The organism is Paracoccus sp. SY (genome assembly GCF_002901215.1).
In the GTDB taxonomy this organism is placed as follows: domain Bacteria; phylum Pseudomonadota; class Alphaproteobacteria; order Rhodobacterales; family Rhodobacteraceae; genus Paracoccus; species Paracoccus acridae.
In genome coordinates, this window is the sequence record NZ_NWMQ01000015.1 from 25,045 (window position 1) to 50,471 (window position 25,427).

Consider the following 25,427-nt stretch of genomic DNA (forward strand, 5'->3'; position numbering starts at 1 on the left):
GGAATGTCGCAATAGCTGACCTTACCGGCGCGTTAACAAATGACAACGGGTTTCGGTTCAATAGCCCTTGTCACGATCCACCAGATACAGCACCGGCTGCCCCGACATCGCGCGGCGCAGGTTTTCCACGGCAACGGGGGCGGCGGTTTCCACCCGCGTCTCGGCGGCGATATGGGGGGTGACGGTGACGCGGGGATGGGACCAGAAGGGATGGTCGCGGGGCAGCGGCTCGGCGCGGAACACGTCCAGCACGGCGTGACCCAGATGGCCGCTGTCCAGCGCGGCCAGGACCGCCTCGTCATCCAGGACCGTGCCGCGCCCCGGATTGATCAGCCATGCCCCTTGCGGCAGCCGCGCCAGCCGATCGGCATCCAGAAGCCCGCGCGTCTGCGGCGTATCGGGCAACAGGGCGATCAGGATCTCGGCCGCAGCCAAGGCCCGGTCCAGGTCGTCGGGACCAAAGACCCGCACCCCCGGCACCGGCCGGCCCGACGCGCTGAAACCCGACACCGGAAAGCCGATGCCGCCCAGCATGGCGGCCACGCTGCGGCCCAGTTCGCCCATGCCCAGGATCGTCACCTGCCGGTCGCAGGCCAGGGGCGGGGTCAGGCCGTTTCGCCATTCGCCGTCCTGCGCATAGCGGTCCATCCCCAGATGCGCCCGCAAGGCCCAGCCGGTGCAATATTCCGCCATGCCGCGCGCCAGCCCCGGATCGACCATCCGCGCCAGGGGCTGGGTCAGCGTCGGATTGGTCACGATGCGTTCGACCCCGGCCCACAGGCTTTGCATCAGCCGCGCGTTGACGAAGGGCGACAGGTCGTCCAGGGTACCGCCCGGCGCAAAGATGATGGCGTCGATGCGGGCCGGATCGACGGCGTCGTCGGCGCGGACCAGCTGCATCTCGGGGGCAAGGCGCATCAGGGCGGGCGCCCAGGCGGGCCACAGCGCATCGGGGGCGGCGAACAGGACGCGCATCGTCATCGCGGCCTGTGGACATGGGCGGCCTGCACCAGCCCGAAGCCCAGCATCAGGATCATCAGCGACGTCCCGCCATAGCTGACCAGCGGCAGGGGCGACCCCTTGGCGGGCAGCAGCCCCATCACCGTGGCCATGTTGATCGAGAAATACAGAAAGAACGTCCCGCTGATGCCCACCGTGATCAGCGCGGCGAAGCGGTCGCGGTTCGTCAGCGCCGAATACAGGCAAAAGCCGATGATCAGCGTGTACAGCGCCAGAAGCGACATGGCGCCGACAAAGCCGAATTCCTCGGCCAGGACGGTGAAGATGAAGTCGGTGTGCTTTTCGGGCAGGAAGTTCAGCCGCGACTGCGTGCCCTGCATGAAGCCCCGCCCCGACCAGCCGCCCGATCCCAGGGCGATCTGGCTCTGGATGATGTTGTAGCCCGCGCCCAGGGGATCGGCGGTCGGGTCCAGGAAGGTGTCGATGCGGCGGAACTGGTAATCCTTCAGAAGCTGCCAGTCCGTGCCCCGGCTTTCCAGCACCGCCACGACCAGCCCCACGGCGGCCGCGATCACCACGCCGAAATACCACAAGGACACGCCCGCCGCGAACATTACGATGCCGCCCCCCGCCACCAGCATGATCGATGTGCCAAGGTCCGGCTGGATCAGCACCAGACCCGTGGGCGCCAGGATCAGCACCACCGGGATCAGCACCCATAAGGGCCGCGACACCCGCCGCGCGGGCAGCCAGTCGTAATAGGCCGCCAGCAGCAGCACGAGCGCGATCTTCATCAGCTCGGACGGTTGCAGGCGGATCGGGCCGATGTCGATCCAGCGCTGCGCGCCCATGCCGATGGTGCCCACCAGCTCCACCGCGATCAGCAGCAGGAAGCAGCAGACATAGGCGGGGACCGAGATGCCGCGCCAGAACCACATCGGCACGAAGGCCAGCGCGATCATGATGACCATGCCGGCGGCAAAACGGTACATCTGCGGCTCGGCCCAGGTGTCCACGCGGCCCCCCGCGACGGACACCAGCATCAGAAAGCCGATGCTGGCCACGGCGGCGATCAGGAAGACCAGCGGCCAGTTCAGATGCAGGATCTTGCGGATGCCGGTGGGCGTCTGGGCGACCTTGTAGTCGAGATAGGACATGGCGTCAGGCCCGCGTCAGCCGGGGCGCCTCGGGCGCGAACAGGTGCATGGCGTCGTGACGTTCCTTCATCGCGGCGCGTTGATCGTCGGGCACGGCGTCCAGCGGCGGCAACCCGCCGTTCAGCGCGAACAGCAGGATGTCGCGGGCAACGGGCGCCGCCACCGCCGATCCGCCGCCGCCATGTTCGACGACCACCGAAACGGCATAGCGCGGCGCCTCATACGGCGCATAGCAGACGAACAGCGCATGGTCGCGGCGGTTCCAGGGCAACTGGTCGTTCGACACCACGCCCCGCGCGCGTTCGGCGGCGGTGATGTTGCGGACCTGGCTGGTGCCGGTCTTGCCCGCCATGCGCCAGCCTTCGCGGATGATGCGCGACCGCCGGGCGGTGCCGCTGGCGGAATTCATCACCTCGTCCATGCCCAGGCGGGCCACGCGCAGGAAGGCCGGGTTCAGCCCCATGTCCGGGAACTCGGGAACCGGCTGGGCCACCCCGTCGATGGCGCGGACCAGCCGCGGCCTGATCTCCAACCCGGTGGCGATGCGCGCGGTCATCACCGCCAGCTGCAGGGGCGAGGCCAGCACATAGCCCTGCCCGATGGATGCATTCAGGCTGTCGCCCACCTGCCAGGACTGGCCGTGGCGGGCCTGCTTCCAGGCGCGGTCGGGGGCGATGCCCTCGGCCACGGCGGACATGGGCAGGTCGTGTCGCTGGCCCAGGCCCAGCCTGCGGGCCATGGCGGCGATGCGGTCGATGCCCACCTTCTGGGCCAGTTCATAATAATAGACGTCGCAGCTGTGCGACAGGCTGGTGACGGCGTCCACGCTGCCATGCCCGCCCCGCCGCCAGCAATGGAACCGCCGTCCGCCGACCTCGGTATGGCCGGGGCAATAAAAGCGCGTCCCGGCATTGATGACCCCGGCCTCCAGCCCGGCCATCAGGGTGACCATCTTGAAGGTCGATCCCGGGGGATAGACCCCCTGCACCGTCTTGTCGGCAAGCGGGCGGTGGTCATGGTTCATCAGCGCCTTGTAGTCCGAAGACGAGATCCCGCGCACGAACTTGTTCGGATCGAAGGACGGGGACGAACAGATCGTCACGATATCCCCCGTCTGGCAATCCATCACCACGGCGGCGGCGCTTTCGGTGCCCATGCGCTGGGCTGCATAGTTCTGCAACTGCGCGTCGATGGTCATCTGCACGGTCGCGCCCTGATCGCCTTCCTGGCGGGACAGTTGGCGCATCTCGCGGCCGGCGCTGTTCACCTCGACCCGGCGCTGACCGGCCTTGCCGCGCAGGACGTCCTCCATCCGCGCCTCGAAGCCGACCTTGCCCAACTGGAATTCGGGCAGCATCAGGACGGGATCGGGATCCTCGATCTTGGACAGGTCGTAATCGCTGACGGGACCGACATAGCCCAGCACATGCGCCAGATCGCCCGCACGGGGATAGACGCGCGACAGCCCGGATTCCGGCGTGACCCCGGCCAGCGACGGCGCGTTGACGGCGATGGAACTGAATTGTTCCCAGGTCAGCCGGTCGGCCAGGACGATGGGCGTGACGGCGCTGCGCTTGGCGAATTCATCCAGAAGCTCGGCCATGCGGGCCTCGCTGATGGGGATCAGGCGGGCCAGCCTTCGCAGCACGGGTTCGACATCGCCGCCCGCCTCCTCTCGCGTCAGCGTCACGCGATAATTCTGTTCGTTGCCGGCGATCACGATGCCGTTGCGGTCGTGGATCAGGCCGCGCGCGGGCACCAGCAGGCGGATCTTGATGGAATTGCCGTCGGCCAGCATTCGGTATTGCTCGGCCTGCTCGACCTGCATCGACCGCAGCTTCAGCGCCAGGGTGGTGACCACGCCCAACTGGATTCCCGCCAGCATCAGGCCCCGCCGCGTGATGCTGCGGCCATCCGTGTCGCCGGGGCGGGGGGGTTTGGTCATCGCGCGGCCCTCATCTGCTCGACCTCAATATCGGTGATGCGGCGCAGGCCCAGCAGCGCGCGCGCGCCCAGCACCACCAGGGGATAGGCCGCGATGGTGGCGATGTAGTGCAGGATCACCAGACCCAAGGCCGGAACCGGCATCATGAACAGCACCTGCACGATACGATAGCCCAGCATCATGGCGCCGATCAGCACCGCGATGCGCAGCCATTCAACCATGAATGGCGCATCCCGCCAACGGGCCTCACGCAAGCGTGCGGCCTCGGTCCCCATCAGGACGATGGCGGGCCACAGTCCCAGAGGATTGAGCAGGATGATGTCCTGAACGACGAAGGCCAGCACGATCGCCAGGGCCGTCAGCTGGTCGGGGCGGCGCAGCACCCAGGCCAGCACCAGGCAAAGACCCAGGTCCGGGCCGGGCAGGCGCGCGGCCCCGGCCGACAGCGGCAGCAGACGCAGGAACAGAAGCACCGCCATCGCTGCGCAGAACAGCACCGTGCCGATCAGCACCTGCCGGTTCATCAATCCGTTCCGGCGGCAAGGGGGTCGGACATGGCCGCGGCCTCGACCGGGGATGCGGGGATCTGCGGGCCGATGAAGCCCTGGTCGCCCGGCGTGATGACCGCGCCCGAATCCACCACCGTTTCCGCCGGGTGGGACCGCAGCACGCGCAGGAATTCCAGCCGCCCGTAATCGGCGGCCATGCGCAGCCGCATCCGCCCGTCGCTGCCCTGGACGACCTGCCCGGCCAGAAGCCCCGGCGGAAAGACCCCGCCATCGCCCGAGGTGACGACACGGTCGCCCGGCCGCACATTGTCGGGCATCTCGATGAAGTCCAGAAACGGCAGCGGCGTGTTGTCGCCCGTCAGCAGCGCCCGTTCGCCGGAGGGCTGGATGGTGACGGGAATGCGAGAAGACGGGTCGGTCAGCAGCACCACCCGGCTGGTCCGCTTGCCCACCCCGGAAATGCGCCCCACAAGACCCAGCCCGTCCATCGTGGCCCAGCCCTCGACGATGCCGTCGTCGGCACCGACGTTCAGCAGCACCGACTGGCGAAAGGCGGACCCGCTGTCCACCATGACCCTGCCCGTGACGCTGGTTAGGGCGGGGTCGATGCGGACGTTGTTCAGCGCCATCAGCTTGGAATTTTCCTGTTCCAGCTGGACGGCGGCTTCCTTCCAGGCCTGCATCTTCTGCAATTCGCGACGCAGTTCCTGGTTCTGTTCATAGATCCGGGCATAGGACTGGAACCCGCCGATCATCTGGCTGACCTGGGTGACGGGCGCCATGGCCCAGTCGAACGAGGGGATCACGCGGTCGATGATGGCGACACGCATCCGTTCGGCGCGGGGGCTGTCGATGCGCCAGAACAGGAACACCGCGATCAGCACAAGCGCCAGCAGCGCGATCAGGACGCGCCGGACGGGGGTGGTGAAATCTGGACGCTTGCGTGCCATTCAGGCAGCCCCCGACAGGTCGGCCCCTCAGCTGTCGTAGTCGATGACGTGGCGCAGCTGCTTTTCGTATTCCAGCGCCTTGCCGGTGCCCAGGGCGACGCAGTTCATCGGCTGGTCGGCCAGCGTGATCGACAGGCCCGTCTGCTCGCGCAGCGCCAGATCCAGGTCGCCCAGCATCGCCCCGCCGCCGGTCAGGATCACGCCCCGGTCCACGATATCGGCGGCCAGATCCGGGGGCGTGGCTTCCAGCGCGACCATCACGGCCTCGCAGATGGCCTGCATGGGTTCGGCCAGGGCCTCGGCCACCATGGCCTGGCTGATCTCGATTTCCTTGGGGATGCCGTTCAGCAGGTCGCGGCCGCGCACCATGATCGTGGCGCCGCGCCCGTCGTCGGGCATCCGGGCGGTGCCGATGCTGGTCTTGACGCGCTCGGCTGTGGATTCGCCGATCAGCATGTTCTGGTTGCGGCGCAGGTAATTGATGATCGCCTCGTCCATGCGGTCGCCGCCGATGCGGACGGACCGGGCATAAACCACGTCGCCCAGCGACAGGACCGCGACCTCGGTCGTGCCGCCGCCGATGTCCACGACCATGCTGCCGGTGGGCTCGGTGATGGGCATCCCCGCGCCGATGGCCGCCGCGATCGGTTCGGCGATCAGCCCGGCCCTGCGGGCGCCCGCCGACAGGACCGACTGGCGGATCGCGCGCTTTTCAACCGGGGTCGCGCCATGGGGCACGCAGACGATGACCTTGGGCTTGGAAAAGCCGCTGCGCTTGAACACCTTCTTGATGAAGTGCTTGATCATCTGCTCGGCGCTGTCGAAATCGGCGATGACGCCTTCGCGCATCGGCCGGATCGCCTCGATGGAACCGGGGGTGCGGCCCAGCATCAGTTTCGCGTCCTCGCCCACGGCCAGGACCTGCCGCTTGCCGTCCTTGACGTGATAGGCCACGACCGAGGGCTCGTTCAGGATGATGCCCTTGCCCTTGACATAGATCAGCGTGTTCGCCGTCCCGAGGTCGATTGCGATGTCGGTCGAAAACAAACCGCCGAATGCCATGCCCGTATCCTTTCGCGCCGGTTTCACCGGCTGTCCCCATTCTTGCCCGTCGCCAAGCGCCATCGCCGCGCGGATTCGCCTGCACGGCGGTGCCCCCATATAGAAGCCCGGGGCGCGGCGGGAAAGCCCCGTTCCCGTGATGCGCGATTGCCTGCAGGCAGCATCGAAGAAGACGGGCGCATGAAAAAGGCGCCACGCTGGTCGCGGGCGCCTTTCGACGGGTCGGGGACGGGTGGGATCAGCGCTTCTTGCGACGGCGCAGGACCGCCAGGGCCGCAAGGCCCCCCGGCAGCAGCGCCGCACCGGCGGGCAGCGGAACCGGCGCGGGCTGAGGTTCGGGCAGGCTCAAGGCATTGCCCGGAACCGAGATGTTGTAGTTCAGGCTGCCATGCGTCCCGTAAAGCGACAGGTACAGCACGCCGCCGAAATCGTCGCCGAGATTCAGCGAATAGGTGAAGTCCTTCGTGCGGTTCCAGTGCTGGATGTTCACCGATTCGAACTGGGTTCCTTCCCATGCGCTGTATTGGGGCGCCGAGGTCTTGTAATAAAGGCTGCCCCCGGCCGAGAAGGACCAGTCCGTATCCCCGATCGGCTTCATGGGCGAGAAGCTGAGCGTAACGGTCTGCGCACCCTTCTTCAACGAGGTGAAGGACAGCATGTCATAGTCGTTCTGACCGTTCCAGCTGCCCGAGATCGTGTCGATCCCCGCTGCCACCACCGTCGGATTCTTCCAGTCACCCGAAAATGCATCCGCACCGGTGCCTTCGTGCAGCGTGGCGGCCCCAGCGGCACCAGCCATTGTCACGGCCAAAGCCGCAGCGAGACGAAAAACCCGCATCACAAACCTCGTGAACATGCGCCAAACAGACGCAAACTATTGAAAAAGGGCGGAACTATACTTGCGCTGCCGAACCCGTCCGCATTGCCGCGACCGTCGATCCGGGTGATGCCGATGTCGCACCGATTGACGTGTCCGTCAACGAGGCAGAACACGCATTGCGGGTGTCTTTTCGGGCAGGTTGCCGCAATCGGACCCGGCACCTGATCGGAATGAAGGGCGGAGGCCACTCCTCCGCCCGTCCGGCCTAGTGCGAATACATGCTGATTTCCTTGCCGTCCCTGCCCGCCCGCGTGCGGCGCACGATCAGGTGGTTCAGGGCGCCGACATAGGCCTTCACGGATGCCAGGATCGTGTCGGTATCGGCGGCCTGGCCGTTCACGATGCGGCCCTCCTCCTCCATCCGCACGGACACGGTGGCCTGGGCGTCGGTGCCTTCGGTCACGGCATGGACCTGATACAGCTTCAGCGTGGCGTTATGCGGGAAGATCTGCTTGACCGCGTTGAAGCAGGCATCGACCGGGCCGTCGCCGGTGGCGTGGACGGTCTTTTCCTGTCCGTCCACGATCATCGTCAGGTCGGCCGACTGCCCGTCGCTGCCGCAGACGACGCGCAGGTGCTTGACCTGCAGGTGGTCGTCGCCGGTATTGGCCGTGGCGTCCTGGACCAAGGCCACGATATCCTCGTCATAGACCTCTTTCTTGCGGTCGGCGAGCGCCTTGAACCGCACGAAGATGTCCTTCAACTGGTTGTCGCCCACGTCGTATCCCAGGTCGGACAGCTTGGCGCGCAGCGCGGCGCGGCCGGAATGCTTGCCCATGGCGATGTTGGTTTCATTGAGCCCGATATCGGCGGGGCGCATGATCTCGAAGGTCTCGACGTTCTTCAGCACGCCGTCCTGGTGGATGCCGGACTCGTGCAGGAAGGCGTTCTTGCCGACGATGGCCTTGTTGAACTGCACCGGAAAGCCCGAAACCTGCGCCACCCGGCGCGAGATGCCCATGATCTTCGTGGTGTCGATGCCGGTGGTGAAGGGCATGATGTCATGGCGCACCTTCAAGGCCATCACGACCTCTTCCAGCGCGGTGTTGCCCGCGCGTTCGCCAAGGCCGTTGATGGTGCATTCGATCTGGCGGGCGCCCGCCTCGACCGCAGCCAGGGCATTGGCGGTCGCCATGCCCAGGTCGTTGTGGCAATGGGTGGCGAAGACCACCGTGTCGGCGCCCGGCACGCGTTCCAGCAACATGCGGATCAGCGCGGCCGATTCGCGCGGCGCGGTATAGCCCACCGTATCGGGGATGTTGATGGTGGTCGCGCCCGCCTTGATGGCGATCTCGACCACGCGGCACAGATAGTCGTGTTCGGTGCGGGTCGCGTCCATGGGCGACCATTGCACGTCGTCGCACAGGTTGCGGGCATGGGTCACGGTCTGCTCGATCCGTTCCGCCATCTGGTCCATGTCCAGGTTCGGGATGGCCCGGTGCAGGGGCGAGGTGCCGATGAAGGTGTGGATGCGCGGACGACGGGCGTGGCGCACGGCCTCCCAGCAGCGGTCGATGTCGGGCAGCTGCGCGCGGGCCAGGCCGCAGATCACGCTGTTTCTGGACTGCTTCGCGATCTCGCTGACGGCGGCGAAATCGCCTTCCGAGGCGATGGGAAAGCCCGCCTCGATGATGTCCACGCCCATCTCGTCCAGCATGGAGGCGATTTCCAGCTTTTCCTCGTGGGACATGGTGGCGCCGGGCGACTGTTCGCCGTCGCGGAGCGTGGTGTCGAAGATGACGACGCGGTTCTTGTCGGTCATGGGATGTGCTTTCTTACGGAGGTTCTGTCGCTGGGTTTGCCCGGGCACGTCCTGGCTGAGCGGCGGCCCGGAGACCCGCTCAGCGCAGCGTAAGAAGCAGCAGACCGCGGAGGTTCACGGCCAGACGCGCGCCATGGGGCGCGGTCGGGGCAACGGGAATGTCCAGCATCCGGGTCATGGCCGGGACTATGCCGCCGGAAACCCCCGATGAAAAGAGGGAATTGCGGAAATGGCGGCGGCTTTGCCCTTCCTGCCGCCCTGCAGGGTGCAGGCGGCGGGGGGAAATTCCCCGTCGCGCCTTGGCCCTGCCGCCTGGTCACAGGAACCGGCGCAGCCGGAAGGCCAGCGGAAAGGCGATGCGGGTGGCCACCTGGGTCAGCACGAAGGCGATCGGCCAGGCCATGGCGAATTGCCCGGGCCAGGCGTAAAGCCATTCCCGCGTCAATCCTAGGCCAACCGCCGACATGACGCCGGACATCGAAAAGGCCATCAGGCAGGTGATGATGATTTGGGCGATGATAAGGGTCTTCTTGTCCATGTTCGTCCGGATGCGATGCGGCACTGCTTGAACGGACAAAAGGCCCCGGACATGACAGCACCATGGTTGCGATGGTGCCGTGGGTTCGTGGCGGGCACGACTTGATCCTGCCAAGGCAGTGACCGGAATAACTGAACCGGTCTCGAATCTTTTCGACAAGGGGGGATTAGGATGCGGTGCCCCCCAGGTCAAGGCAGGTTCAGGCTGCCCCCCTGGCAGGCGTCAGTTCGTCCACCGCACCTTCGTCAGGTCATTGGCCTGGGTGGGCGCGTTTTCCCACAAGCCCTGGATCCGGGCGTCCGCCACGCCGGTCTTGGCAAGCTGGAACAGGAAGGCGTTGACGTGATCGTTCGCGATCATCTCCTGCGCCTGCCGGTACAGGTCGCCGCGCTGCTGCGGCGTCACCGCCGCCTGCAACCGGTCCATCAGCGCGACGAATTCGGGCCGGGCATAGCCGAAGTAATAATCCGGCCGGGCATAGATATCGATGTCCAGGGGCTCGGTATGGCTGATGATGGTCAGGTCGAAATCGCCGCCCTTGAAGACGGCTTCCAGCCATTGCGCCCATTCCATGTTGGCGATCTGGGTCTGGATGCCCACGGCGGCCAGTTGCGCCTGCACGATCTCTCCGCCGCGCCGGGCATAGGGCGTGGGCGGCAGGGCCAGGCGCAGGGTGACGGGGCCGGTACCCGCCTCGGCCAGCAGGGCCTTGGCCTTTTCGGGATCATGGGCGGACAGGCCGGTCAGATCGACGTAATCGGGATGGTGGGGCGCGAAATGGCTGCCGATGGGGGTGCCGTATCCGAACATCGCGCCGTCGATGATGTCCTGGCGGTTGATCGCGTGCGCGATGGCCTGGCGGACCCGGATGTCGTCCAGGGGCGCGCGGGCGTTGTTCATCGCCAGGATCGTCTCGCCCTCGGTCGTGCCGACGATGACCTTGAAGCGGGGATCGGCCTGCAACTGGGGCAGCGTCTCGGGCGCGGGGAAGTTCGGGAAGGCGTTCACGTCGCCCGCCATCATCGCCGCGAAGGCCGCGGAAGGATCGGGGATGAAGCGGAAGGTCGCGGTTTGCAGCGCGGGCCTGGCGCCCCAATATCCGTCAAAGGCAGACAGCACGATCCGGTCGCCCTGCACCCACTGGTCCAGCCGGAAGGGACCCGTGCCGACCGGGTTCGTGGCAAGGCCGTCAGCGCTTGCCGGATCCAGCATCACCGCGTCGCCCCAGGCCATCTTGAAGGGAAAGTTCCCGTCCGGCGCCGTCAGGGTGATGCGGACGGTCAGGGGATCGACGGCCTCGACGGCCTCGATCCCCTGGAACAGGGCCTTCTGGGCATTGGTCGAATCCGGCGCCCGCGCGCGGTCCAGGGTGAAGACCACGTCGCTGGCATCAAAGGCGGCGCCGTCGTGGAAGGTCACGCCGTCGCGCAGATGGAAGACATAGACGCGGCCGTCCTGATCCACGTCCCAGCCTTCGGCCAGGCCGGGTTCGATGGCGCCGTTCGGGCCGAAGCGGGTCAGCCCCTCGAAGACATTGGCATAGACCACCTCGTCGGTCGCAGCCGCCGCCCCGCCGGTGGGATCCAGATTGGGGGGTTCCAGCACCATGCCCAGGGTGATGGCGTCCTGGGCGCTTGCCGGCAGGGCCAGAAGCACCAGGGCGGCCAGCGGTTTCAGGGCATGGATCATGGGCGTCCCCCTTGGGCGCGTTCGGGCATCAACTGCTGCGCGGCCCCTGCCAGCATCAGCCAAAGCGAGGTGATCACCAGCCCCCAGTTGGCCCAGCTGTCGGGGTGGAAATCGACCCAGGCGGCGCGGGCGGCAAAGACGCACCACAGGATCGCGATGGGCAGCGATATGGCCCGCCAGCGTTCGGTGCGCACCGGGTGGATGAACTTGATCGGCAGGAACATACCCACCGTCAGGGCGGCAACGATCAGCAGGATCACCGTCCAGTGCGGATCGGTCGCGAACAGCACCAGCACCACCATGTTCCAGCAGCCGGGAAAGCCGGAAAAGGAATTGTCCCGGGTCTTCATGCGGGTGTCGGACCAATAGATCACGCTGCCATAGACGATGGCGATGATCGCCAGCCAGCCGGTCCAGCCCGACAGCAGCCCCGACTTGAACAGCGCATAGGCCGGGATGAAGGCATAGGTCAGATAATCGATGATCAGATCCATCAGCACGCCGTCATAGTTCGGCGAATGGATCTTGACGTCGTATTTCCGCGCCAGGGGACCGTCGATGCCGTCAACCACAAGGGCCACGACCAGCCACAGGAACATCAGCGCCCATTTCTCCTCGACCGCGGCCAGCATGGCCAGCATCGAAAGCACGGCGCCGGTGGCGGTCAGCAGGTGGACGGACAGGGCTTTGTGTTGCGTCTTCATGGTCCGGTTCTGGCAGCTTGGCGGCGATCACGCAACCGTGCTTGGCCGATCAGCGCAGGATCGGCGGACCTTTCGGACGCGGCGGTGCGGCAGGCGCTTCGGGCTGGGAAAGGTCGAAGCGCAGGACCTGCGGGGGCAGCGCCGCATCGGTGAAGCTGACATCCACGCCGCCAGGCTGTTCCGGCAGAAAGGCCAGCGCCTCGGCCAGGGCCTTGGCGATGGCGGGCTGATGGGCCGGATCGGCGCCTGCGACCAGGACGACATGGCCGTCACCCGTGCCCGCGAGCGCCGCACCCGCGATCAGCCCGCGCATGTCGCCCAAGCGTTCGGCCAGGGGCTGCGCCAGGGCCTCGATCACGGCGGGCGCGGGGGCGGTCAGGCGCAACCGGGCATCGGTGGCTTGGGGCGCGGCCGACAGCGCGCCGGTCAGCCAGTCCAGCATCGCCGCGTCCAGCAGCATCTCCGACGGCAGGCCCGGATTGACCAGCAGGCCCGCGTTTTCGGATTTCAGAAGGCCCGCCAGCACCCGCCCCGGCATCGCCGCATAGGCCACGGGGCCGCCGAAAAAGCCCGCCAGCCGATCCTCGGTATCGCAGGCAAGCGCGACGGGGCCGGTTTCGAGCGGGAAGATGCGCAGTTCGACCTGATCGCCCTGGGGTTCCGCCACCAGGGCCACGGCCAGTTCCGTATCCGCCAGCCGCGACAGCATCCGCGCCCGCTGCGGGGCGTCGGCGTCGTGGAAGGGAACCGGGGCAAGATCGTCAAGCGCGGTCATGGCGGGGCCTTTCGCAGCGGCAAGGGGAACGCCCCTGCCCTAATCGCGCCGCGCCCCCCGGACAAGCCCAAGCTGACGCAACCGTGATTCCGCCGCAACCGCAGGGCGCCGCATATAGGGCAGATGAACCGACGCACCCTTCTGCTGACCGCCAGCCTGTCGCCGCTGCTTGCCGCGCCTGCCCTGGCGCAATCCCGCCTGACGCCGATCCTTGACGACGCCGGACGGCTGGAAAACCTGCGCGCCGTCGCCGTCTGGTCGGGCGGGACCGAGGTCGCGGCCCGCGGCTATGGCCGATTCACCCCGGACAGCCCGACGAACATCAAGTCGGCCTCGAAGTCGATCATCTCGGCCCTGGCCGGGATCGCGATCGAACGCGGCCTGCTGGAAGGCCCCGGCCAGCCCATCGCGCCGATCCTGCGCGACCAATTGCCCGCCGATCCCGATCCGCGGCTGGCAACCGTGACGCTGGACCACCTTCTGTCCATGCAGGCGGGGCTGGAGCGCCAGTCGGGCGCGAATTACGGGGCCTGGGTCAGCAGCCGCAACTGGGTGCGTGCCGCCCTGGCCGCGCCCTTCACGCAGGATCCGGGCGGGCGGATGCAATATTCCACGGCATCCACGCATCTGGTGTCCGCCATCCTGACGCGGGTGACGGGGCGGTCCACGCTGGATCTGGCGCGGGACTGGCTGGACCCGGTGCCGGGCTTCCGCATCACCGACTGGGAACGCGACCCGCAGGGCATCTATCTGGGCGGCAACCAGATGGCGATGAGCACGCGGTCCCTGCTGGCCTTCGGCGCGATGTATGCCAGCGGCGGCCAGGCGGGCGGTCGGCAGGTCGTGCCCGCCGGGTGGGTCGAGGAAAGCTGGCGGACGCGCACCGCGTCGATCTTCAGCGGGCAGGGATACGGCTATGGCTGGTTCATCGGCCAGGCCAGCGGCCGCCCCGTGCGTTACGGCTGGGGCTATGGCGGGCAGATGATCTATGTCTTTCCCGCGACGGGGCGCCAGCCTGCGGCTGCCATCGCCATGACCTCGGATCCCGACCAGCCGTCCGCGCGGACGGGATACCGCAACGACCTGCACATGCTGGCCGACCGGATCGTCCAGACGCTCTAGGGTGCGTGCTGGCACGCACCGCACCCGCAGCCGTCAGTCGATGAAATCGCCCGCCTGGAAATTGCCCAGGTTGCCCAGAAGCTGCCCGATCAGAGAGATTTCGGTCACGCTGCCCTCGGTCACGCGGCGCGACAGGGTGACGACCCGACCCCGTTCCAGCCCGAAGCGTTCGACATTGGTGACGACGCCGCTGGGCGCGAAGGACACGGCCACGACCTCTCGGCTGATCTCGCGCGGTTCCAGCGCGCCGAAATGACGCCAGCGGGAGCCGACGTAATACCAGCCCGAGCCCGTCAGCAGGCCCTGGGCGGACGGGCGGCCGATCAGGCCCTGCAATTCGTCCACGGTGGTCTGGCCCACGACGACCTGGGACAGATCCTCGGGCGCGGGGATGAAGCCGTGGTTGCGATAGACCGGCGCGCAGGCCGCAAGGCCAAGAAGGGCCACGAAAGCCAGAACCATTAGATGCCGGATGGCTGTCATTCCGTCTTTCCCTTGCAAGGCGCTGTTGACGCGGCCCGCCCGGCTTAGCAAACTCGGGCACCGCGCTCAAGAATGACAATCCCGTCGGGGATTTGGCGCCGCCTGCCGGTGCGGAACCCCGACCGACAGCAGACAAAGGCCCGCCATGACCGCCCCCGCCAACCAGCCCGCCCAACAGCCGGAACGCCTGCGCGTGGCGCATCTGAACCCGCGCGCGCCGACGCCCTTTTCGCTGGTGCCCGATGCGGAACGCTGTGCCGCCATCGCCACCGAACTGGGCATCCCTGCCCTGTCGCGCCTGTCCTTCGCCGGGGAAATCCGCGCCGAGGCGGGCGAGGCCTGGGTGCTGACCGGCCGGCTGCGCGCCCGTGTCACGCAGCCCTGCGTCGTCACGCTGAAGCCCGTCAAGACCGCCCTGGACGAAGAGGTCGAGCGTCATTATTCCCCCCATATCTCCACCCCCGAAGGGGACGAGGTGGAGATGCCCGACGACACGCTGGAACCCTTGGGCCAGTTCATCGACCTGGGCGCCGTGATGATCGAGGAACTGGCCCTGGCCCTGCCCGAATATCCGCGCGCCGAGGGTGTCGCGTTCGAAGCGGCGCCGGACGAGGACGCCCCCGACACGCGCCGTCCCTTTGCCGATCTGGACAAGCTGCTGCGCAGCCGCGACACGGACTAGGCGATTCGATCCCGGACCGTTGCGCAAGGGTCACATCAAGCGGGTGTTGTCGCCGGACGGCACGCCCGAGACTGGCGCAAACCGGGTCATCCGGTGCAATTAGCCCTGCCTGCCCCGCCGCAAGGGGTTGCGGGCGGGGCCGTCATGGCGTATCTGCGCGGTTCATTTTCGAATTCAAATCCCTGGGATGCGCCAGACGCCCGCGCGTTGCATCCCGTCTAGCCCGAGGTTGTGACATGGCTGTCCCTCAGAATCGCGTTACCCGGTCCCGCCGGAACATGCGCCGCTCCCACGATGCCCTGGTTGCCGGCAATCCCAACGAATGCTCGAACTGCGGCGAACTGAAGCGCCCGCATCACGTCTGCCCGTCCTGCGGCCACTATGCCGACCGCGAAGTCGTGGCGCAGGCGAACACGATCGACCTGGACGACGACGCGGCCTGACCGGGCTTGGCATTCGCGCCAGATGACCGACCGTGACGTGACCCTCTCCTCGGCGCCGACCCCTGACCGGGGGGACGTCGTGGTGATATCGGTCGATGCCATGGGCGGCGATCGCGGTCCTGCGGCGGTTGTCGCGGGCATGGCCGAAAGCGCCGCAGTGAACCCCGACATACGCTTCATCGTGCATGGCGACGAGGCCGAGCTTCGCCGTCTTGTCGGCCGCCGCAAGGTGCTTGCCGGCCGCTGCGACATCCGCCACGCCGGTGGCGTTGTCACCATGGAAGACAAGCCCAGCCAGATCGTCCGCAAGGGCGACGGCACCTCGATGTGGTCGGCCATCGAATCGGTCAAGACCGGCGAGGCGGGGGCCGCGGTCAGCTGCGGCAATACCGGGGCGCTGATGGCCTTGTCGATGCTGCGCCTGCGCAAGCTGCCGGGCGTGAACCGTCCCGCCATCGCCTGCCTCTGGCCCTCGACCAACCCGCAGGGCTTCAACATCATGCTGGACGTGGGCGCCGATATCCGCGCCGACGCGCCCGATCTGCTGCAATACGCGCTGATGGGGGCGTCCTATGCCCGCAACGGCCTGGGCCTCGACCGTCCGCGGGTCGGGCTGCTGAATGTCGGGACCGAGGAACACAAGGGCCGCGCCGAACTGAAGCAGGCCCAGGATCTGATCCTGGCCGCGGCCGAGGCAGGCCGGTTCGACTATGTCGGCTTTGTCGAAGGGGGCGACCTGCCCTCTTCGCGCGCGGATGTGATCGTCACCGACGGCTTTACCGGCAACATCGCCTTGAAGACCGGCGAGGGCACGGCCAAGCTGGTCGGCACGCTTCTCAAGGACGCCTTCGCGAATTCCATCATGTCCAAGTTTGCCGCCGTTCTGGCGATGACCTCTCTCAAGCGCCTGCAAAAGCGGATCGACCCCCGCCGCGTCAATGGCGGGATTTTCCTGGGCCTGAACGGCACCGTCATCAAATCGCACGGATCGGCCGATGCGACGGGCGTGTCGGCGGCGATCAAGCTGGCCTTCACGCTGGCAAGGTCCGGCTTCCAGGACCGCCTGGCCGCGCGCGTGGCGCAAGCCGCAGCAAGCGCTCCCGGCGCCGAGGCCGCATCGTGACCATTCGTTCCGTGGTGCGCGGCACCGGCCATTATCTTCCCGAACGCGTGGTCCCGAACAGCTGGTTCGAGGAACGCCTGGACACCAGCGACGAATGGATCCGCACCCGCACCGGGATCGAACGGCGCCATTTCGCCGCCGAAGGCCAGGCCACCAGCGACATGGGCCTGCGCGCGGCCCGGGCCGCCCTGGACAAGGCCGGGCTGCGGCCCGACGACATCGACGGGATCGTGCTGGCGACCTCGACCCCCGATTACACCTTCCCTGCCTCGGCCACGATGATCCAGCACGGGCTGGGCATGACGCATGGCTTTGCCTATGACGTCCAGGCGGTCTGCGCGGGCTTCGTCTTTGCGCTGGCCAATGCCGACGCGATGATTCGCGGCGGGCTGGCAAAGCGCGTCCTTGTCATCGGGGCCGAGACGTTTTCCCGCATCATGGACTGGACCGACCGCGGCACCTGCGTCCTGTTCGGCGACGGCGCCGGCGCCCTTGTCCTCGAGGGGCAGGAAAGCGCCGGGACCAACGACGACCGGGGCATCCTGGCCAGCGACCTCAACAGCGACGGGCAGTATCGCGACCTGCTGTATGTGGATGGCGGCGTGTCCACCACCGGCACGGCGGGACAGTTGCGGATGCAGGGCAACCTGGTCTTCCGCCATGCCGTCGAAAAGCTGGCCAAGACCGCGCATATCGCGCTGGACAAGGCCGGGCTGACCCCTGCCCAGGTGGACTGGCTCGTGCCCCACCAGGCCAATGCGCGCATCATCACGGCGACCGCGCAGAAGATGGGCCTGCCGATGGACAAGGTGGTGCTGACGGTCGCCGACCACGGCAACACCTCGGCCGCCTCGATCCCGCTGGCGCTGTCGGTGGCCGACGGCCAGGGCCGCTTCAGCCCCGGTGACGTGATCGTGACCGAGGCGATCGGCGGCGGCCTCAGCTGGGGATCGGTCGTCCTTCGCTGGTAGGGGCTTACTTCAGCTGCGAATCCTTGCTGCCGCGCCGTTGATGCCGCCCGCGGGGCGCCATGCCCTGTCCCGGTCGCGCTGGCAATCCAGGCACAGTTGCACCCCCGGCAGCGCCTGACGCCGCGCCTGCGGGATGGGCTCGTCGCAGTCGATGCAGGTCATGGCGCTGTCCCGAACAGCCTTGCCCTGTCCGGCGCGCAGCCGGGCGCGGGCCACGGCCTCGGCCGTGCTGATCTCGATCTGGTCGTTCACCGCATCGTCGCGCGCCCATCCACCGGCCATGACCGCCTCCTTGTCTCAGGGCAGAAAGATAGGATCGGCGGGTTTTGTTGCAATGCCGGACGCCCCATCTTCACGTGACGCGGGGGAACGAAAAAGCCCCCTTCTCGTTGACAGCGGGAAGAATTCCAACCATCCTAGTGAAATCAAAGGGGAAAAGTCATGAGTGACAAGACGCTGACTCGGATGGATCTCGCAGAGGCCGTTTTTCGGGACGTGGGCCTGTCCCGGCACGAGTCCGCCCAACTGGTCGAATCGGTTCTTGAACATATCTCCAACGCCCTGGTTCGGGGCGAGCAGGTGAAGATTTCGTCCTTCGGCACCTTCAGCCTGCGCGACAAGAACGAACGCATCGGCCGCAACCCCAAGACCGGTGAGGAAGTGCCGATCACCCCGCGCCGCGTGCTGTCCTTCCGCCCTTCGCATCTGATGAAGGATCGCGTCGCTGCCGGAAACAAGGGTTAAGGACGTTCTGACTGAATGACGAAAGGCGCAGACGCATTCCGGTCTATTGGCGAGGTCGCAAGGCTTCTGGGCGTGGCACCGCATGTCCTGCGCTACTGGGAAACCCAGTTTCCCTTGCTGAAGCCGATGAAGCGCCCGGACGGGCGGCGTTACTATCGCCCCGATGACGTGCGTCTGGCGGCGGGTCTCTGCACCGTGCTGCGGGACGAGGGGTTGACGATCCGGGGCGCCAAGAAGCTTTTGGCCCGCGACCGCGGCGCATCGGTCCGCGAACGCGGCATGGCGCGCCTGAACGATGCCATCGAAACTCTGGCCGAAAGCGACATTCCCGAACCCGACGGCGTCGAGGACGATTTCGACAGCCTTCCCCGGCACGAACCGCGATCCAGGATGCGCAGGCGGCCCATGGCCGTCCCGCACGCCGCATCGGACCGCCACCACGGTCATTTCCATGACGGCCCGCCCGCCGGGTGGCTTGGCGACATGGTGGCGCTGAACGCCCGGCTGCGCGATTTGCACCCCAGCGATGCGACCGCGCCCCATCATCGCGCGTCCTTGTCGCGGCTGCGCGATGCCCTGGCACGGTTTTGCTGACCGGCTGGGCCTTTATGGCGCAGATTTCCGCATTGCAGCCCTTGTGCAGCGCCGCAGGATCGCTCTATACGGTGCGCGTCGGGCCGTGGCGCAGTCTGGTTAGCGCGTCCGTCTGGGGGGCGGAAGGCCGCGAGTTCGAATCTCGCCGGCCCGACCATTTCGAAAACGCCCATCCCCTGCCGGGGGTGGGCGTTTTCGCATGAAAGGACCAGCATGAACGGCGTTCTTCCCGACAGCGGCATCCGCGACCTGATCCGGTCGGGCGCGATCTCGGCGGATCCCGCGATCATCCCCGAACAGATCCAGCCCGCCAGCCTTGATCTGCGGCTGGGATCGGTCGCCTATCGGCTGCGCGCCAGCTTTCTGGCGGGGCGCGGGAACAGGGTCATGGACCGCCTGGCCGACGTTCAGATGCACCAGATGGACCTGAGTGGCGGTGCGGTCCTGGAACGTGGCTGCGTTTATCTGGTGCCGCTGATGGAACGGGTGGCGCTGCCTGCCGGATTGACGGCGGTGGCCAATGCCAAATCCTCGACCGGCAGGCTTGACCTGCTGACCCGGCTGGTCGCCGATGACGGCACCGAATTCGACCGCCTGCCCGAAGGCTATGAAGGGCCCCTTTTCGCCGAGATCTGCCCGCGCAGCTTTTCGGTCCTGGTCCGTCCCGGCATGAGGCTGAACCAGTTGCGGCTGCGGCGGGGTCAGGCCGTTCTGTCGGACGCCCAGTTGCGCGAGCTGAACGCCCGCGAGCCCTTGGTGGGTGGCCCGGCCCTGATCGACAACGGCCTGGGATTTTCGGTCGATCTGAAGCCCGCCAGCGGCGATCTGGTGGGATACCGCGCCCGGCCCCACAGCGGGGTGATCGACCTTGACCGGATCGGCGCCTATGACGCCCGCGATTTCTGGGACGAACTGCATACGACCGATGGCCGCCTGATTCTGGATCCCGGCGCCTTCTATATCCTCGTCAGCCGCGAATCGGTGGCGATACCGGCCGACTACGCCGCCGAGATGGCGCCCTATCTGGCGATGGTCGGCGAATTCCGCGTCCATTACGCGGGCTTCTTCGATCCCGGCTTCGGCATCGGCGAAACCGGCACCGGCGCGCGCGGCGTGCTGGAGGTCCGCTGCCACGAGGCGCCCTTCGTGCTGGAACATGGTCAGGTCGTCGGCCGGCTCGTCTATGAACGCATGGCGGCCCGCCCGGACTGTCTCTATGGCGCGGGCATCAAGTCCAACTATCAGGGCCAAGGGCTGAAGCTGGCCAAGCAGTTCCGCTAGGCCCCTTCACTTTGGCGCAAATATCCCGGGGGTCCGGGGGCTGGCCCCCGGCTTACAGCGCCCCCGTCTGCCACAGCCGCACCTTCAACCCGCCATGCGCGACCACCGGCCCCGATTCCAGCGGCAGGCCGGTCGCCTTGGCCAAGGCGCCTTCGCTGGTGACGATCCCCACACGCCAGCCTCCCAAACGTTCCCGGAACACCTGCCCCATCGCGGCGTGCAATCCGAACAGCGGCCCCTTGTTGCCGATCCGCGCGCCGTAAGGCGGGTTCACCATGACGATGCCGGGGGGGCCGTCGGGGCGTTGCAGGTCGCCGATGGCGCGGCAGTCGAACCGGGTGAATGCGCCGACCCCTGCCCGTTCGGCATTGGCCTGGCTCATGCGGATGGCGCCTGCGTCGCGGTCGCTGCCGAAGAACTGCGCGGGCGCGGGTCGGGGCGCAACGGCACCCCGCATGGCGTCCCAGGCGGCAGGATCGAAGCTGGCAAGCTGCTGGAAGCCGAAGCTGCGGCTGCGGCCGGGGGCAAGGCCTGCCGCGATCTCGGCGGCCTCGATCACGAAAGTGCCCGACCCGCACATCGGATCCAGCACCGGCTGGCTGCCGTCAAAGCCCATTCCGCGCAGGAACATGGCGGCCATCGTCTCGCGCATGGGGGCCTTGGCGACGGCTTCCTTGTGGCCGCGCTTGTGCAGCGATTCGCCCGTCGTATCCAGGCTGAGGGTGACCAGGTCATCCTCGATCCGCGCCTTGACGACCAGACCGGCGTCCGGGGCGATCGGCGCGCCCAGTTCCTCGGCGATGGCGCGTTCGATCCGCTGCGTGGCCGCGCCCGCGTGATAGATGCGGCTGGCCTTGCAGGTGGTTTCCACGCGGACCGGCACATCGGGCCGCAGCACGGTGGCCCAGGGGAATTTCCGCGCCCGCTTGTCCAGTTGCGCCAGATGCAGGGCGCGAAAGCTGCCCAGGCGGGCCAGAACGCGCGTGGCGCCGCGCAGCCAAAGGTTCGCGCGCCACACATCGGGCCAGCTGCCGGTGATCGTCACGCCGCCCGGCTGCACCGACGGCTGCCAGCCCAAGCCGGCGGCTTCCGCGGCCAAGGGTGCTTCCAGCCCCGGCGTCGCCACCAGGAAAATCTCGAATCTGTCATCCATCGCGCAGCCCTATCGCGGCCGCGCGGCAAAGGCGAGTGTCAGCGCCCGATGCGGCGGGTCAGCCGGGCGGCCTGGCGGGCGCGCTTGACGGCCGTGCGCATGTCCTTGGCCTGCTTGGACGACACCTTGGCGGGCTTGCCGCCCGATTTCGCGATGCGGTCGATGCCCTTGTTGATGCCCCAGTTCAGGGCACGACGGGAAACCATGCGGGTCAGCGTATTGATGATGGACTGGAGGCTCATCGGGTCATTCGTCCTCGAACAGGTCGTCGGCGGGTGCCGTAGCTGACATATCGTCATCCCCGTCCAGCAAGGCAAGGGGCACATGCAGCCCCGGCGCAGGGGGGCGCGATTCCAGCAGCCCCGCCGCGCGCAGTTCCGCAAGCCCCGGCAGGTCGCGGGCGGATTCCAGGCCGAAATGGTCCAGGAAGGTTTCCGTGACCACGAAGGTCGCGGGTCGTCCCGGCGTCATCCGCCTGCGACCGATACGGACCCATTCCATCTCGATCAACTGGTCCAGCGTGCCGCGCGACACGGCCACGCCGCGGATTTCCTCGATCTCGGCGCGGGTGACCGGCTGGTGATAGGCGATGATCGCCAGCGTCTCGATCGCGGCGCGCGACAGGCGGCGCTGTTCGACGGTTTCCGTCCGCATCAGGAAGAACAGGTCCGGCGCGGTGCGAAGGGCGTAACCGTCGCCGATCCGTTCCAGCACCACGCCGCGATCCGCATAGGTCCGGCGCAACCCCGCCAATGCCTCGGCCGGATCGCAGCCCCTGGGCAGGCGCTGCGCGAGGTCGCGCACCGTGACGGGGGCCGAGGACGCGAACAGGATCGCCTCGACCATGCGTTCCTGCTGGTCCAGCGTCGGGGGCGGCAAATCGGTCACGGCTGGTCCCCGTCGGGCTTGCGGCGGAACTGGATCGGGGCAAAGGAAGCCGCCTGCCGTATCTCGATCCGGCCTTGGCGCGCAAGTTCCAGCGATGCCGCAAAGGTCGCGGCCGTCGCCGACCGCCGGCGTTCGCCCCCCGTGCCCCAGCCTTCGGGCAGGAAGTCGGCCAGTTCCGTCCAATCCCCCGCATAGCCGATCAGGCTGCGCAAGCGGTCCAGGGCCTGTTCCATCGTGAAGACATCCTGCCGGTCGAAGGCATAGGGGCGGAATTCGTCGCGGGTCTTCAGCCGCGCATAGGCGCGCATCAGGTCGATCAGCCCCGCCTGCCATTCGGTGCGCCGCCGTTTCGCCACGGTTTCCGGCGTCCCCCGCGCGAAGCGGCTGATGCCAAGGCGGTCACGCCCCATCAGTTGCGCCGCGACCTCGCGCATGGCCTGCAGACGCTCAAGCTGGAAGGCCAGGTGCGCGGCCATGTCCTCGGCGGACAGCCCCTCGGCCTCGGGGTCGGGGGGCAGAAGCAGGCGGGATTTCAGGAATGCCAGCCAGGCCGCCATGACCAGGTAATCGGCGGCCAGTTCGATCCGCAGGGCGCGGGCCTGGTCAACGAAGGCCAGGTATTGTTCCGCCAGATGCAGGACCGAAATCCGCATCAGATCCACCTTCTGCGTCCGCGCCAGCGTCAGCAGCAGATCCAGAGGGCCTTCGAAACCATCCACATCGACGATCAGCGATTCGTCCGCGCGGCGTTGCGCGACGCTGTCGCCGTCGGGAACGGGGCGCAGATAGGGGATGTCAGGTGCGGTCACGGTTTCGGCTGTCTTTCCGGGCGTGCCAGAATCCGCGCCTGCGGCTTCCCTGTCAAGCGACGGCTGCCGTCAGGTCGCGCCATTCCGCCATCAGGGCATCGGGATCGGCGTCCTGCGGTGCGCGACGCAGCGCCAGGGCGGCATCGGCGCGGCGCTGCGCATCCAGGCTCAGGGGGCCGGCGGCGGCGACCACCTGCTCCATGCTGGGGATCGTGCCATTGCAATGCAGCACCAGGTCGCAGCCTGCGGCGATGCTGGCGGTGGCGCGTTCGGCCTCGGTCCCGGACAGGGCGTTCATGGTGATGTCGTCGGTCATCAGAAGACCGTCGAAGCCGATGCGGTCGCGGATCAGGGCGATCATGCGCGGCGATGCGGTGGCGGGCGCATCGTCCAATGCGGTAAAGCGGATATGCGCGGTCATGCCCATGGGCAGGTCGCGCAAGGCGCGGAACGGGGCGAAGTCCATCGCGTCCAGGTCATCGGCGGGCGCGGTGACGGTCGGCAGGCCGTGATGGCTGTCGGCGACGGCACGGCCATGGCCCGGCATGTGCTTCATCACCGGCAAGACGCCGGCGGCCAGCATCCCGTCGGCAGCGGCGCGGCCCAGGGTGGCAACGGTCGCGGGATCGGTACCGAAACAGCGGTTGCGCAGGAAGGGATGCGTATCGTCCTGCGCCACGTCCAGCGTGGGGGCGCAGTTGCTGTCGATGCCGACCGCGCGCAGTTCCCGCCCGATCAGGTGATAGCGCAGCCACATGGCGCGCGGCCCGGCGGCGGCCTGATCCAGCGGCGCGGGCCAGTCGAACCAATGGGGACCGCGCAGGCGCTGCACCCGGCCGCCTTCCTGATCGACGGTGATGACGGCATCGCGGCCCACGGCCTCGCGCAGCGCATCCGTCAGGCGGCGCAGCTGGTCGGGGCTTTCGACATTGCGGCCGAACAGGATGAAGCCCCAGGGGTCGGCCGCGCGGAAGAAGTCCCGCTCGGCCCTGGTCAGTTCCGTCCCGGCGATGCCGCCCAGGATGGTGGCGTTGGCAGGCATCAGTTCAGGGCAAGGCAGTCCGTGCCCGCCGATTTCAGCGCGGCGCAGAACTGGCGTGCCTCGGACAGGGAATCGAAGCCCGCAACGCGCAGCCGCCAGAAGGTGCGGCCGTTCGACTGGTGCTGCTGGATCACCTGCTGCTTGCCGCCAAAGACGACATGCTTGTTCATCAGCCGGTTCCATTCGCTGGAGGCGATGGCGCTGCTGTCAAAGGCGCCAAGCTGCACCTGCGGACCGCTGGCCTGCGCCACGGCGGGCGCGGCTTCGGGTGCGGGTGCGGGCGCTTCGGCCGGACGATCCTGCGCCATGGGGCGCGCATCGGTCGCGGTGGTCCCGGCCGAGGCGACGCGGGTGCTGCGCGGACGCGGCGTGGGCCGGGTCGAGGCGGTCAGCACGCCCGGATTGGCCTCGGCCTGGGCCTGGACCAGGGCCTCGGCAATGGCGGCCGCCTGGGCGGGGGCGCCGTTTTCATCGGTCAGCGCCTCGTTGACCGGGCCTTCGCTGGCGGGGGCGTCGATGATGGTGGCTTCCTGGACGGCACTGTCGGCCATGGCCAGCCGCTGGGCCTCGGCCTCGGCCAGGGCGCGGGCCTCGCTGTCGGACAGCGGCACGATCGGGTCGCCCGCAAAGCTCAGCGGAACCTCCGAGGTGGTGACGGGCTCGCGGGCGGTGGCGCCCAACTGGCCCATGGCCACATCCTCATCCGACAGGCCCACGGGCGCAGGGGCGATGGCGACCTGCTGGGTCGGCTGATGGTCGGTCCCCTCGGCCACCGTATTGACGGCATAGCCGGTATAGTTGGTCAGTTCGCCCCCGGGATCGGCAGGGGTGGTGCGCGCGTCGCCGGAAATGGCGCGGATCACCGGGACGCCCGACACATCGCGCGACACCAGCTGCCAGCCCCAGACCATCAGCCCCACCATCAGCGCGACGGATGCGACCGCGCCCAGGTAATGCGTCAGCCGCGCGAAGCGGGTGGTCAGGCTGTCGTCGCCCTGGGGGTCGGCCGCCATTCGCGCGCCCTGCGGCCGGTCGTCCCAACCGCCCTGATCATACGAGAATTCGCGCTTCACCTTGTGACGCGAGAACACATAGCCGCCTTCGCGGAAATCCATCACTGCCATGCCTGCCTGCCTGCCGGTTGATCCGACCTGAACTTGA

Annotated in this window: 27 protein-coding genes, 1 tRNA gene and 1 pseudogene; 9 read left to right on the forward strand and 20 right to left on the reverse strand. The window is 67.7% G+C overall.

The features are described 5' to 3' along the window. Nucleotides 1–57 precede the first annotated feature (57 nt). The 12 genes from CK944_RS12750 to CK944_RS12805 all read right to left on the reverse strand — a co-directional run bounded on the left by CK944_RS12750 (nt 58) and on the right by CK944_RS12805 (nt 12,931). Nucleotides 58–981 (reverse strand): glyoxylate/hydroxypyruvate reductase A, encoded by a 924-nt coding sequence (locus CK944_RS12750; RefSeq protein WP_192877758.1) that lies wholly within the window; start codon nt 979–981, stop codon nt 58–60. Further along, entirely contained in the window at nt 978–2,117 is a 1,140-nt protein-coding gene (rodA, locus tag CK944_RS12755) for a rod shape-determining protein RodA (protein ID WP_103173445.1), read from the reverse strand. Before rodA ends, CK944_RS12750 begins: the two co-directional genes overlap by 4 nt. Before the next feature lie 4 nt (nt 2,118–2,121). Further along, nucleotides 2,122–4,062 carry a penicillin-binding protein 2 gene (gene mrdA, locus CK944_RS12760; RefSeq protein ID WP_103173446.1) on the reverse strand — a complete coding sequence of 647 codons (1,941 nt, stop codon included), beginning with the start codon at nt 4,060–4,062 and terminating at the stop codon, nt 2,122–2,124. Beyond that, complete coding sequence (locus CK944_RS12765) at nt 4,059–4,586, reverse strand: rod shape-determining protein MreD (RefSeq protein ID WP_103173447.1); 528 nt, start codon at nt 4,584–4,586, stop codon at nt 4,059–4,061. The genes mrdA and CK944_RS12765 overlap by 4 nt, the downstream gene beginning before the upstream one ends. Further along, the gene (gene mreC / locus CK944_RS12770) at nt 4,586–5,521 is read right to left on the reverse strand and encodes a rod shape-determining protein MreC (protein WP_103173448.1); all 936 of its coding nucleotides are present in this window, start codon (nt 5,519–5,521) and stop codon (nt 4,586–4,588) included. Before mreC ends, CK944_RS12765 begins: the two co-directional genes overlap by 1 nt. Nucleotides 5,522–5,548: 27 nt before the next feature. After that, entirely contained in the window at nt 5,549–6,583 is a 1,035-nt protein-coding gene (locus CK944_RS12775; RefSeq protein WP_103173449.1) for a rod shape-determining protein, read from the reverse strand. A 238-nt stretch (nt 6,584–6,821) separates the two neighbouring features. Further along, a complete protein-coding gene (locus CK944_RS12780) occupies nt 6,822–7,421 on the reverse strand; it encodes a VPLPA-CTERM sorting domain-containing protein (RefSeq protein WP_158247996.1) in 600 nt (199 codons plus the stop codon). Between the two features lie 247 nt (nt 7,422–7,668). Then, nucleotides 7,669–9,225, reverse strand: coding sequence for a 2-isopropylmalate synthase (locus CK944_RS12785; protein WP_103173451.1), 1,557 nt, complete (start codon nt 9,223–9,225; stop codon nt 7,669–7,671). A 316-nt stretch (nt 9,226–9,541) separates the two neighbouring features. Then, the gene (locus CK944_RS12790) at nt 9,542–9,763 is read right to left on the reverse strand and encodes a DUF2798 domain-containing protein (protein WP_103173452.1); all 222 of its coding nucleotides are present in this window, start codon (nt 9,761–9,763) and stop codon (nt 9,542–9,544) included. A 222-nt stretch (nt 9,764–9,985) separates the two neighbouring features. Next, on the reverse strand, nt 9,986–11,452 hold the full coding sequence (locus CK944_RS12795) for an ABC transporter substrate-binding protein (RefSeq protein ID WP_103173453.1): 1,467 nt from the start codon (nt 11,450–11,452) through the stop codon (nt 9,986–9,988). Continuing rightward, nucleotides 11,449–12,156, reverse strand: coding sequence for a phosphatidylcholine/phosphatidylserine synthase (locus CK944_RS12800; RefSeq protein ID WP_103173454.1), 708 nt, complete (start codon nt 12,154–12,156; stop codon nt 11,449–11,451). Before CK944_RS12800 ends, CK944_RS12795 begins: the two co-directional genes overlap by 4 nt. A gap of 49 nt (nt 12,157–12,205) precedes the next feature. Then, nucleotides 12,206–12,931 (reverse strand): SseB family protein, encoded by a 726-nt coding sequence (locus CK944_RS12805; RefSeq protein WP_103173455.1) that lies wholly within the window; start codon nt 12,929–12,931, stop codon nt 12,206–12,208. A gap of 123 nt (nt 12,932–13,054) precedes the next feature. Between CK944_RS12805 and CK944_RS12810 the strand changes: the two genes are divergently transcribed. Beyond that, nucleotides 13,055–14,053 (forward strand): serine hydrolase, encoded by a 999-nt coding sequence (locus CK944_RS12810; RefSeq protein WP_103173456.1) that lies wholly within the window; start codon nt 13,055–13,057, stop codon nt 14,051–14,053. A gap of 33 nt (nt 14,054–14,086) precedes the next feature. On the opposite strand, the gene CK944_RS12815 is transcribed toward CK944_RS12810, so the two are convergent. Beyond that, nucleotides 14,087–14,536 carry an outer membrane protein assembly factor BamE gene (locus tag CK944_RS12815; RefSeq protein WP_103173457.1) on the reverse strand — a complete coding sequence of 150 codons (450 nt, stop codon included), beginning with the start codon at nt 14,534–14,536 and terminating at the stop codon, nt 14,087–14,089. 145 nt (nt 14,537–14,681) lie between these two features. Between CK944_RS12815 and CK944_RS12820 the strand changes: the two genes are divergently transcribed. The 4 genes from CK944_RS12820 (at nt 14,682) to CK944_RS12835 (ending at nt 17,755) form a co-directional block, all read left to right on the forward strand. Further along, the gene (locus CK944_RS12820; RefSeq protein WP_103173458.1) at nt 14,682–15,218 is read left to right on the forward strand and encodes a DUF177 domain-containing protein; all 537 of its coding nucleotides are present in this window, start codon (nt 14,682–14,684) and stop codon (nt 15,216–15,218) included. Nucleotides 15,219–15,454: 236 nt separating this feature from the next. Continuing rightward, nucleotides 15,455–15,661, forward strand: a complete 207-nt coding sequence (rpmF, locus tag CK944_RS12825) for a 50S ribosomal protein L32 (RefSeq protein WP_103173459.1) — start codon at nt 15,455–15,457, stop codon at nt 15,659–15,661. Nucleotides 15,662–15,683: 22 nt separating this feature from the next. Beyond that, nucleotides 15,684–16,784 (forward strand): phosphate acyltransferase PlsX, encoded by a 1,101-nt coding sequence (plsX, locus tag CK944_RS12830; protein ID WP_103173460.1) that lies wholly within the window; start codon nt 15,684–15,686, stop codon nt 16,782–16,784. After that, complete coding sequence (locus CK944_RS12835; protein WP_103173461.1) at nt 16,781–17,755, forward strand: beta-ketoacyl-ACP synthase III; 975 nt, start codon at nt 16,781–16,783, stop codon at nt 17,753–17,755. The genes plsX and CK944_RS12835 overlap by 4 nt, the downstream gene beginning before the upstream one ends. A gap of 4 nt (nt 17,756–17,759) precedes the next feature. On the opposite strand, the pseudogene CK944_RS12840 reads toward CK944_RS12835, so the two are convergent. Continuing rightward, nucleotides 17,760–18,037 (reverse strand): annotated as a pseudogene (locus tag CK944_RS12840) (DksA/TraR family C4-type zinc finger protein). Between the two features lie 159 nt (nt 18,038–18,196). Here CK944_RS12840 and ihfA point away from each other — a divergent pair. The 4 genes from ihfA to CK944_RS12860 all read left to right on the forward strand — a co-directional run bounded on the left by ihfA (nt 18,197) and on the right by CK944_RS12860 (nt 20,374). Then, nucleotides 18,197–18,499, forward strand: coding sequence for an integration host factor subunit alpha (ihfA, locus tag CK944_RS12845; RefSeq protein WP_103173462.1), 303 nt, complete (start codon nt 18,197–18,199; stop codon nt 18,497–18,499). 15 nt (nt 18,500–18,514) lie between these two features. Continuing rightward, nucleotides 18,515–19,093: a MerR family transcriptional regulator gene (locus tag CK944_RS12850; protein WP_103173463.1), complete on the forward strand. Its 579-nt coding sequence runs from the start codon at nt 18,515–18,517 to the stop codon at nt 19,091–19,093. Nucleotides 19,094–19,172: 79 nt separating this feature from the next. Then, a tRNA-Pro gene (locus CK944_RS12855) sits at nt 19,173–19,250 on the forward strand. Between the two features lie 56 nt (nt 19,251–19,306). Then, nucleotides 19,307–20,374: a 2'-deoxycytidine 5'-triphosphate deaminase gene (locus tag CK944_RS12860; RefSeq protein ID WP_103173464.1), complete on the forward strand. Its 1,068-nt coding sequence runs from the start codon at nt 19,307–19,309 to the stop codon at nt 20,372–20,374. A 52-nt stretch (nt 20,375–20,426) separates the two neighbouring features. Here CK944_RS12860 and CK944_RS12865 read toward each other — a convergent pair whose 3' ends face one another. From CK944_RS12865 to CK944_RS12890, 6 genes are read right to left on the reverse strand one after another with little or no spacing between them, the layout of a single operon-like run. Next, nucleotides 20,427–21,527 carry a class I SAM-dependent RNA methyltransferase gene (locus tag CK944_RS12865; RefSeq protein WP_103173465.1) on the reverse strand — a complete coding sequence of 367 codons (1,101 nt, stop codon included), beginning with the start codon at nt 21,525–21,527 and terminating at the stop codon, nt 20,427–20,429. 38 nt (nt 21,528–21,565) lie between these two features. Then, the gene (locus CK944_RS12870; RefSeq protein WP_103173466.1) at nt 21,566–21,769 is read right to left on the reverse strand and encodes a hypothetical protein; all 204 of its coding nucleotides are present in this window, start codon (nt 21,767–21,769) and stop codon (nt 21,566–21,568) included. A gap of 4 nt (nt 21,770–21,773) precedes the next feature. Beyond that, nucleotides 21,774–22,373 (reverse strand): SMC-Scp complex subunit ScpB, encoded by a 600-nt coding sequence (gene scpB / locus CK944_RS12875; RefSeq protein WP_103173494.1) that lies wholly within the window; start codon nt 22,371–22,373, stop codon nt 21,774–21,776. Nucleotides 22,374–22,411: 38 nt separating this feature from the next. Then, the gene (locus CK944_RS12880; RefSeq protein ID WP_239986062.1) at nt 22,412–23,224 is read right to left on the reverse strand and encodes a ScpA family protein; all 813 of its coding nucleotides are present in this window, start codon (nt 23,222–23,224) and stop codon (nt 22,412–22,414) included. A 52-nt stretch (nt 23,225–23,276) separates the two neighbouring features. Beyond that, on the reverse strand, nt 23,277–24,266 hold the full coding sequence (nagZ, locus tag CK944_RS12885; protein WP_103173467.1) for a beta-N-acetylhexosaminidase: 990 nt from the start codon (nt 24,264–24,266) through the stop codon (nt 23,277–23,279). After that, nucleotides 24,266–25,390, reverse strand: a complete 1,125-nt coding sequence (locus CK944_RS12890; protein ID WP_103173468.1) for an SPOR domain-containing protein — start codon at nt 25,388–25,390, stop codon at nt 24,266–24,268. Before CK944_RS12890 ends, nagZ begins: the two co-directional genes overlap by 1 nt. Nucleotides 25,391–25,427: the final 37 nt, after the last annotated feature.

Bases quoted from the DNA above. Each gene is read 5' to 3' on its own strand.
- scpB (WP_103173494.1), bottom strand. From the start codon at position 22,373: ATGGTCGAGGCGATCCTGTTCGCGTCCTCGGCCCCCGTCACGGTGCGC.
- CK944_RS12795 (WP_103173453.1), bottom strand. From the start codon at position 11,452: ATGATCCATGCCCTGAAACCGCTGGCCGCCCTGGTGCTTCTGGCCCTG.
- CK944_RS12850 (WP_103173463.1), top strand. From the start codon at position 18,515: ATGACGAAAGGCGCAGACGCATTCCGGTCTATTGGCGAGGTCGCAAGG.
- CK944_RS12785 (WP_103173451.1), bottom strand. From the start codon at position 9,225: ATGACCGACAAGAACCGCGTCGTCATCTTCGACACCACGCTCCGCGAC.
- plsX (WP_103173460.1), top strand. From the start codon at position 15,684: ATGACCGACCGTGACGTGACCCTCTCCTCGGCGCCGACCCCTGACCGG.
- mrdA (WP_103173446.1), bottom strand. From the start codon at position 4,062: ATGACCAAACCCCCCCGCCCCGGCGACACGGATGGCCGCAGCATCACG.
- CK944_RS12765 (WP_103173447.1), bottom strand. From the start codon at position 4,586: ATGAACCGGCAGGTGCTGATCGGCACGGTGCTGTTCTGCGCAGCGATG.
- mreC (WP_103173448.1), bottom strand. From the start codon at position 5,521: ATGGCACGCAAGCGTCCAGATTTCACCACCCCCGTCCGGCGCGTCCTG.
- CK944_RS12790 (WP_103173452.1), bottom strand. From the start codon at position 9,763: ATGGACAAGAAGACCCTTATCATCGCCCAAATCATCATCACCTGCCTG.
- CK944_RS12780 (WP_158247996.1), bottom strand. From the start codon at position 7,421: ATGCGGGTTTTTCGTCTCGCTGCGGCTTTGGCCGTGACAATGGCTGGT.
- CK944_RS12775 (WP_103173449.1), bottom strand. From the start codon at position 6,583: ATGGCATTCGGCGGTTTGTTTTCGACCGACATCGCAATCGACCTCGGG.
- CK944_RS12805 (WP_103173455.1), bottom strand. From the start codon at position 12,931: ATGACCGCGCTTGACGATCTTGCCCCGGTTCCCTTCCACGACGCCGAC.
- rodA (WP_103173445.1), bottom strand. From the start codon at position 2,117: ATGTCCTATCTCGACTACAAGGTCGCCCAGACGCCCACCGGCATCCGC.
- CK944_RS12810 (WP_103173456.1), top strand. From the start codon at position 13,055: ATGAACCGACGCACCCTTCTGCTGACCGCCAGCCTGTCGCCGCTGCTT.
- nagZ (WP_103173467.1), bottom strand. From the start codon at position 24,266: ATGCCTGCCAACGCCACCATCCTGGGCGGCATCGCCGGGACGGAACTG.
- CK944_RS12870 (WP_103173466.1), bottom strand. From the start codon at position 21,769: ATGAGCCTCCAGTCCATCATCAATACGCTGACCCGCATGGTTTCCCGT.
- CK944_RS12815 (WP_103173457.1), bottom strand. From the start codon at position 14,536: ATGACAGCCATCCGGCATCTAATGGTTCTGGCTTTCGTGGCCCTTCTT.
- ihfA (WP_103173462.1), top strand. From the start codon at position 18,197: ATGAGTGACAAGACGCTGACTCGGATGGATCTCGCAGAGGCCGTTTTT.
- CK944_RS12865 (WP_103173465.1), bottom strand. From the start codon at position 21,527: ATGGATGACAGATTCGAGATTTTCCTGGTGGCGACGCCGGGGCTGGAA.
- CK944_RS12860 (WP_103173464.1), top strand. From the start codon at position 19,307: ATGAACGGCGTTCTTCCCGACAGCGGCATCCGCGACCTGATCCGGTCG.
- CK944_RS12890 (WP_103173468.1), bottom strand. From the start codon at position 25,390: ATGGCAGTGATGGATTTCCGCGAAGGCGGCTATGTGTTCTCGCGTCAC.
- rpmF (WP_103173459.1), top strand. From the start codon at position 15,455: ATGGCTGTCCCTCAGAATCGCGTTACCCGGTCCCGCCGGAACATGCGC.
- CK944_RS12800 (WP_103173454.1), bottom strand. From the start codon at position 12,156: ATGAAGACGCAACACAAAGCCCTGTCCGTCCACCTGCTGACCGCCACC.
- CK944_RS12750 (WP_192877758.1), bottom strand. From the start codon at position 981: ATGACGATGCGCGTCCTGTTCGCCGCCCCCGATGCGCTGTGGCCCGCC.
- CK944_RS12820 (WP_103173458.1), top strand. From the start codon at position 14,682: ATGACCGCCCCCGCCAACCAGCCCGCCCAACAGCCGGAACGCCTGCGC.